The organism is Limnospira sp., from assembly GCF_051859755.1.
Classification (GTDB): domain Bacteria; phylum Cyanobacteriota; class Cyanobacteriia; order Cyanobacteriales; family Microcoleaceae; genus Limnospira; species Limnospira fusiformis.
In genome coordinates this window covers 1-7321 of the sequence record NZ_JBIMLI010000184.1, presented here as the reverse complement: position 1 = coordinate 7321, position 7321 = coordinate 1, and the positions used below count along the sequence as shown (strand labels likewise).

At 37.2% G+C, this 7321-nt stretch carries 7 protein-coding genes and 1 pseudogene; 6 read left to right on the top strand and 2 right to left on the bottom strand.

Features of this window, described 5'->3' with window-relative positions; translation table 11 throughout:
• A pseudogene (locus tag ACTIE0_RS21665) lies at nucleotides 1–113 on the bottom strand (Uma2 family endonuclease); the annotation flags it as partial.
• Between the two features lie 453 nt (nucleotides 114–566).
• Between ACTIE0_RS21665 and ACTIE0_RS21660 the strand changes: the two are divergent.
• From ACTIE0_RS21660 to ACTIE0_RS21635, 6 genes are read left to right on the top strand one after another with little or no spacing between them, the layout of a single operon-like run.
• Nucleotides 567–1124, top strand: coding sequence for a hypothetical protein (locus tag ACTIE0_RS21660; RefSeq protein ID WP_006670953.1), 558 nt, complete (start codon nucleotides 567–569; stop codon nucleotides 1122–1124).
• 60 nt (nucleotides 1125–1184) lie between these two features.
• Nucleotides 1185–4586, top strand: a complete 3402-nt coding sequence (locus ACTIE0_RS21655; RefSeq protein ID WP_439516984.1) for an FtsK/SpoIIIE domain-containing protein — start codon at nucleotides 1185–1187, stop codon at nucleotides 4584–4586.
• Nucleotides 4587–4601: 15 nt separating this feature from the next.
• Nucleotides 4602–4877, top strand: coding sequence for a WXG100 family type VII secretion target (locus ACTIE0_RS21650; RefSeq protein WP_006669391.1), 276 nt, complete (start codon nucleotides 4602–4604; stop codon nucleotides 4875–4877).
• 17 nt (nucleotides 4878–4894) lie between these two features.
• Entirely contained in the window at nucleotides 4895–5188 is a 294-nt protein-coding gene (locus ACTIE0_RS21645) for a hypothetical protein (RefSeq protein WP_006616747.1), read from the top strand.
• Nucleotides 5189–5205: 17 nt separating this feature from the next.
• A complete protein-coding gene (locus ACTIE0_RS21640; protein WP_006669390.1) occupies nucleotides 5206–5775 on the top strand; it encodes a hypothetical protein in 570 nt (189 codons plus the stop codon).
• 49 nt (nucleotides 5776–5824) lie between these two features.
• Nucleotides 5825–6340 (top strand): hypothetical protein, encoded by a 516-nt coding sequence (locus ACTIE0_RS21635; RefSeq protein WP_006669389.1) that lies wholly within the window; start codon nucleotides 5825–5827, stop codon nucleotides 6338–6340.
• A gap of 32 nt (nucleotides 6341–6372) precedes the next feature.
• Here ACTIE0_RS21635 and ACTIE0_RS21630 read toward each other — a convergent pair whose 3' ends face one another.
• Nucleotides 6373–6906: a helix-turn-helix domain-containing protein gene (locus ACTIE0_RS21630; protein WP_006669388.1), complete on the bottom strand. Its 534-nt coding sequence runs from the start codon at nucleotides 6904–6906 to the stop codon at nucleotides 6373–6375.
• Between the last annotated feature and the right edge of the window lie 415 nt (nucleotides 6907–7321).

The following is a 7321-nucleotide window of genomic DNA, read 5'->3' as shown; positions in this document are numbered from 1 at the left end:
TTCACGAAAGTACCGTCGGAGTCGGGGAGTTGAGTATGATCGGGAAGGGTGGTAATTCCCAGTTCTGATGATGGGGCGATGGTCATGGTAAATAGTTTCTCATCGCAGGTTATGGCAGACAGTATAGCATTTGGGTAGGATTTTCGAGAGCGATCGCTCTCTATTTTTGACCCTTCCGCACTTCCTTTTAAACCACCAACGGTAGACTATCCAAGCCTTACCTAGTTGAATCGCTCCACTGCTGACACTCCATTACCTCTCAATTCCGCTTGGGAAACATCTTGTCATCTACCATTAGAGGCAAGCATCCTAAATTTTTACATTTCTTAATCAAACTCCCGTCTTTTTCCGTCCTTTTCCGTCCTTTTCCGACTTGCCAATAGCTCTGATTTTGAGCAAAATTAAAACCAGAGTTAATCATCCACTATTTTAAGTAAATTGCCAAAGCTGTTCCGAGGAAACAGTCAACCACATCAATCGGAAAAGGATCTACACCCGGAAAATTTATGGTATACGAAGATACATTTAATGCTTGATTGACCAAATTACTCTGTTAAGGCAAAACAATGGAGCAAAACTACCCAGAAAATTTAGACCAAAATCTGCTTCAAGACTATTATCAAGCTCTTGATGCCATCAATACTCAACATTTAAAGCTGCTAGATGCTCAACGAGAATTGAGTTGGCATAATTCTCGCAAACAAGAAGCTTATAGATTAGCAGAAGGATTTGGATTTGATGATGTTTCATCACTATTATCCAAAATTGACTGTAACTACGTTTCTGGAGAAAATACAGATCGCGAACGCATCAATAAAACGTTAAATGAGATTAATATCAGCTTAGAAAAAATCCGAGATACAAAGCAAAAAAAATATTTAGAAATAGAATCAATAAAAGCAGAAAAACAATCAAAATTACAATCTTTAATCGATGAAAAAATCAAAATTAGCCAGGAATTAGATAATATTGAAAGAAAAATAGAAGACCTGAAAAATAAAAAAATGTTTCGCCTTATTTCAACTGTTATTGTTGCCTTGTGGGTTACAATTATCTGGCAAGAAATTTATACTACTTTATTGGTAACATCAATATACCTTTTGATAATTTTGTCTGCAATTTGACAAGTAAATTCAAGATTATATTTTTTAGTTTGTAATTTTTTAGTTAAATAGGTAAAAAATATGGCGACTCTTCTAGAAATTTTAAAAAATATCAATAAGCTCATTCAAGAGCAACAACAAAAAAAACTAAACCAAGCTCATTTGCAAAATCAAGTTCTTAAAGAAGAACAGAAATTTTTAAATAGAATAGAATCTAATAAAATTGAATTAAAACAACAAATAGAAAGTTTAGAAAAACAAGTGTTATCAAGTATATATATAGTCAATGAAGATACTAAATTAGCTCAAGAAAGAGCAATGTTGGAAGGTGAAACTTTTTCTCTAAAATGCGAAGAAAAACAAAAAGAAATTAGTCAATTAGTCCATCAACTAGATCACCCCCGCTTATTATCAGCCCCATGGAATGATCCTCGTTGGACTCCTTCAGAGAATAGGGATAGTTATAAACCTCAAAATGGTGGTCTGGCTCCTGGTGTTTTACGAATTGGTGAATTTTTACTGGAGCAAGTACAGCCACCTGCTAGAGTTCCAGCATTAATACCAATCCGAGATTTTTCTAATCATTTGCCCAACTTTAAGCCCGGACACATTGCTATTTTTAGCAGTGATGCGGAATCTCGTCAAGCCGCACTTGCAGGTTTAGAGTCTATCGCTTTGCGAGTTGTTAGTACCTTCCCCGTCAGAAAATTAAAAGGAACATTTATTGACCCAGTAAGCATGGGAAATACTTTTCCCTTCAAGAATTTACATCAATTTATTTCAGGTCAGAAAACCTATACTCGCAGTGATGATATTCGAGAACAACTGCGAGGGTTAACCGAACATATTGAGCAAGTTCTACAAAACTATTTAGGGAAAAATTACCAAAGCATAGAAGATTATAATATTGCGGCTCAGTCTGTAGCGGAACCCTATCGCTATTTATTTATTGCTGATTTTCCCAGTGGCTTTGAAAATAACTCATGGGAAGATCTGAAAAGTATTTTGTTAAATGGGTCTAGGGCTGGTGTTTATGTAATTTTACATATTGACGAAAGTTTAGAAAAACCGAAAAACTTTGATTACCGAACATTTGAGAATTTTTGTACTGTCATTAACCCTATTTTTGGCTTGAATGTGGGAGCAAAACCCCAGCCAGGTAATGTTTATTTGGGGTATGTGACGAGCTTGACAGATGGGGGAGCTTATGTTGAGTTTTTGCCTAATACCCAAGGATTTGTCCCGACTAACAAATTAGTAGCTCAAAGAATCGAAAGACCTGAACAAGCTGTTTCTCTTCAAGAGAAAATTGTAGTTAAAGTCACTTCAATCAATAATAGTCGCAATGAAATTGAACTAACTTGTTTGGACATCAATCCGACTGAAGCATCTGCCGCTGGAAAAAAAGATTTTCGTTTGTCTCCAAATACCAAGCAATCCTTGTTTGAGGTGAAGTTACTTAATGATTTGGTTTTCAAAGTCGCACTAGATGAACCCCCACCTAACGAACAATTTAATCAAATCCTACAACTCATTACAGAAGAAGCGAAAAAGATTAGTGTTGAAACTCTACCCTTTTCCAAACTTTATCCCCAACCACTATGGTCTGAGGATAGCAGGAAAGAAATCAGAGCGCCTATAGGTTTAATGGGTGCAATGGATAAGTTGGAATTTTGGTTAGGTGAAAATCAAGAAAAACAACTGGTCAGTCATGGTTTGTTAGCAGGTAAAACAGGTTCGGGTAAAAGTTATACGCTTCATGCAATTATTGTCAGTTTGGCGCTGAGATATTCCCCCGATGAATTAGAGTTGTATTTACTTGATTTTAAAGAGGGGGTCGAGTTTCAAATGTATGTCGATCCAGACAAAGGAGAAAGCTCTAACGATTCCGAAGAATTAAACGAAGATAAAGCCTTACCCCATGCGAAAGTTGTCTCCATTGAAAGCGATCGCGAATTTGGATTAAGTGTTTTAGAGTATGTCAATAAACAAATCGAAGAACGCAGCATCAAGTTTAAATCGGCAGGAAACTTAAACAAATTGCAAGATTACCGGGATAAAACTGGAGAAACAATGCCACGAATTTTAGTGGTGATTGATGAGTTTCAGTATATGTTCCAAGAAAATGATACTATTACCCGCAGTCTCAACCAAGTGATGGATAATATAACCCGACAAGGACGTGCATTTGGGATTCATTTATTAATTGCATCTCAGTCTCCCAATGTACCCAATATGAGTCGAGGTATTTACTCACAAATTGATTTAAGAATGGCACAGCAAATGGATAAAAGTACAGCATCTTCAGTATTAGCAGAAGGAAATACCGATGCTGTAGATTTGCTCGACAAGCCAGGTAAAGTGATTTATAACAAAGATTATGGTAAGAAAAATCAAAATGAGATTGGTCAAGTCGCTGATATTTCTGCTAAAGAAAGATACAATGCCTTAGTCAATATTCAGGAAATTGTCAATCAAAATCATTATCAGCGCTCAGAACCTTTAATTCTATTTAATGGATCTCGACCGACTAAATTAAGTCATAATCGACAATTAGTTAAATTATCGGAGATGACTGAATGGCTCTCCCTGAAAGAATTAAATAAACAAGTTATTAAAGAACCAGATTGGGTGGTTCAAGAAACTCCGGGGATTGCTTGGCTGGGAGAACCGATGAGAATTGGCGATCATACTAAAGCGATTTTCCGTCGTCGTCCCCGCAATAACATGATGATAGTTGGCTCTTCTGAAGAAATTGTCTTTGGAATTATTGGGGGAATATTAATGAGTTTAATTCATTGCTATCAACCCCAAAAAGCACGGTTTATGATTGCTGATTTATCCATTCCTGATGAAGATAATGACTGGACAGAAATGACCATCAATTTCAGGAATGCCTTTAACTCTTACTTCCCCACCCAAATCGCTAAACGTTTTGCCGATCCAGATTGTCAAGTTATTAAAGCTGAAACTTTATTAAACGAGACCTATGAAGAATTTGAAAGACGTTTAAAACAACGAGAAGAAAACCCAGACCAAAATCCCGATGATTTAGGAGATTCCCTATTTTTTGTCTATGCAGTGGGAGGGTTAAACAGAGCGCAAAATTTACGTCCTGTTATGGGTCGTCGTAGTGAAGAACCTTCCGAAGATGCCGAAAGACTACTCAAGCTAATTTCCCAAGGGTCTGAATTGGGTATCCATACTATTTTCTGGTTAGAAGATATGAAAACATTTCTCAAACTGACTGGGGATAATCGTTCTTGGCTAACCCATTTTGACCTGCGGGTTGCCTTGAATATGCCGGGAGATGATTCTCGATTACTCTTAGGAGAAGTCCATGCAGAAAAGTTACCACGACTCAGAGCTTATTTTCGGGATGATTCGGCGACAGCAGGTTTAGAGAAATTTAAGCCTTATGCTGTCCCCACAAAAGAAGAAATTGGCGAATACTGCCATAATTTTGAACAACGGTTGACGTGATTAGGAGATTGTAGGATGTCAAGAGATTTGGATATTGACGAACAAGAGTTAGCCAAATTTATTGCGGCTTTGTCTGATTTCCAAGATTTAACAACTGATAAATTTAAGGCAGTTGAAGGAACTTGGAGAAAATGTGATGATTCTTGGAAAGGAGAAAGTAAAGACCAATTTACTAAAGATTTCGACCAAACCAAAGACATGGTACAAAGAGCCTTAGAAGCGGGTGACGATGCCTTGGAATGGCTCAGAAAGTTTGATGATATCTTGAAAGAGTTTGAACAAAATTATTAATAAAAGGAGAAAGGGTTATGGCTCAAACTTCATTTGATGCTCAAGATGCAGAAGATCTACTCAAAGAACTGGAACAGTTTCACGAGGCTATCCGGGATGAATGGTCAAGGGTTTTGAACCAGTGGAGCAATCTTAAATCGGTTTGGCGCGATCAACAATTTGATAAATTTGAACCGATATTTGAGAAATTTATCTCTACTTATAATGATGCGGAAAAAGAAAGCGACCAATACATCAGATTTGTTCGAGAACAAATTGAAATAAATGAGACTAAAAAACAAAAATTGTCTGGACGTTTAGCCGACTTATAAATCAGGAAAAGATAGATATGGTTAAACCAACTTCTTTTAACTTAGAAGATGCTGAGTGCTTGCTCAGGCAGTTAGATCAATTTCGAGGAACGTTACAGCAAGAGTGGGGAAAGGTAGCTACTCAATGGGAAAATCTTAAATTGACTTGGCACGATCAACAATTTGATAAATTTGCACCTTTGTTTGAAAAACTGTCATCTACTTATCAAGGTGAAATTGATGGCTGTGAAAAATATATGTTGTTTTTAGTGCAACAAATTAAGACTGCGGAACAAAGAAAGGTGAAGCTAGGTGATGTTGTTGAAAAAATTGTTACAGGAGTTCAAACTGTACAAGGAATCATTGGTTTGGGGTATGCTTCTCCTCCCTCAGAAATTGCCATGTCATCAGCAAAACCTATTTCTTCCATAGAACAACAAGAGGAGGATAAAACCGACTATGATTTTGCCAGAATTGATCGTGTACCCAATATTGAAGATCAATTAGCAGAATCTTTTAAAACTTCTCAAGAAAACGAAAGAAAAAGGAGACAAGAAGAATTAGAAAAAAATCATAATCCCCAAAATTCTCATAATCAACCTAAATAAATTATTGAAGATATGCTGTCAAACCCAATTCAATAGGAAGCTATTAGATATGAAAGAAAATCAACAAAAAATAGATTGGCAAGATCAGGTAATTATCGGTAGTGTGATTGCTGGTGCTTTGATTATTGCAGCAATATTAATTAAGCCTCAATCTTATATTCCCAGGTCTCACAACAATACTACTAGCTCGTCAGCTTTAAATAGAACAGGGAATACTTCTGCTCCTGAAGACACAATTGTTAGGTATTATCAGTTAGCCCCCAGCAATAGACAAGAAGCTATCAAGTTACTCAGCGACTCTTGGCGACGAAGAGAAGCTCGAAGAGTTAAGGATAATTGGTGGGATTCTGTCCGAAAAGTTGATGTTTATGCTTTCCAGACGTTTGCTAAAAATAATAGCCAAGCCAAAATTAAAGTGTGGTTGAAATATCACATGAAAAATGGTCGGACTCCCTGCGAAAGTTTGATTTTTAATTTAATTTTTGACGGTAATAAAAATAGCTGGCTTATGGATAGCGTGGAACCAAACAGCGTCATCCAACAGCCATCTTGCAATACCAGATAATCTAATCCATAATTGTCAAAATTAACATTAATTTACTCTATCCAATTCTCAACTTCTGGTAAGGGTAAATCTAGGGATTCGGCAATTTGTTCCGGTGTTAAACCGAGTTTACTTAGTTTCTCCACAGCCTTAAATTTAGTCTCTTGCAATATCTGTTCAACTATTTCGTCTTCATATATGGTATTTGTGACTGGAGATTCAGGATGGACTTTATCCGGATTTTCTAAATTGGCTGTTTCATAATTGCCACAGAAATTAATATTACTTATTTTGACAGAATCCTTGACAATATGATGTTGATAATTTACAAACCCTAAACGCTCAACTGTAGCGACTAAATTTGATTTATTAACATCTTGATCAAAGACTTTTGATAATAACTGCCATAGTTCGTATCCCTTATCCTTGGCATGACCTGTACTACATCCGTACTGCTTGCCGATCGCACTATACTTATGGCTATTCAGCACTCCCTTTAAAATCGCCAATTGCAGGCTATCCAAGTGTTCCCCAGTTTTTTCAAACACAAACTCATCAATCGAGTTAACCACACTTTGCCACTCCATCCCCTCTCAATTCTCCTTCCGAAACATCTCCTTTTTTATGATTATCCATTATAATCCCTGGCTCAAATCGCCGCCATAAAAGAATAAAGGGGTTGACAAGGGGAGGAGCGATCGCATTAGATGAACCTGTGGTGCTGGCGTGGCTATACTTATGACTAAAAAATCAACAGCAAGAAGTACCACCTGAGACAGTTGAATCCCAATCAGTCAGTGGCGCGATACTCCCAGCCCTAATTTGAGTTGCCATAGCCCAACTCAATCAATAGTTTCCCTAAGTCCCACCGTCTCCAAAAACTGCTGGGGGTGGGGAAGTGCATCCCAAACCCACCAAGAACCGCAATCTGATACATTTACGCGACATTTATCCGGCTATTGCCTGACAATGCGACGATAGCACTATTACCCGTTAAGGTAA

Coding starts and splice junctions, on each gene's coding strand:
- ACTIE0_RS21640 (WP_006669390.1), top strand. CDS start 5,206: ATGGTTAAACCAACTTCTTTTAACTTAGAAGATGCTGAGTGCTTGCTC.
- ACTIE0_RS21660 (WP_006670953.1), top strand. CDS start 567: ATGGAGCAAAACTACCCAGAAAATTTAGACCAAAATCTGCTTCAAGAC.
- ACTIE0_RS21655 (WP_439516984.1), top strand. CDS start 1,185: ATGGCGACTCTTCTAGAAATTTTAAAAAATATCAATAAGCTCATTCAA.
- ACTIE0_RS21650 (WP_006669391.1), top strand. CDS start 4,602: ATGTCAAGAGATTTGGATATTGACGAACAAGAGTTAGCCAAATTTATT.
- ACTIE0_RS21630 (WP_006669388.1), bottom strand. CDS start 6,906: ATGGAGTGGCAAAGTGTGGTTAACTCGATTGATGAGTTTGTGTTTGAA.
- ACTIE0_RS21645 (WP_006616747.1), top strand. CDS start 4,895: ATGGCTCAAACTTCATTTGATGCTCAAGATGCAGAAGATCTACTCAAA.
- ACTIE0_RS21635 (WP_006669389.1), top strand. CDS start 5,825: ATGAAAGAAAATCAACAAAAAATAGATTGGCAAGATCAGGTAATTATC.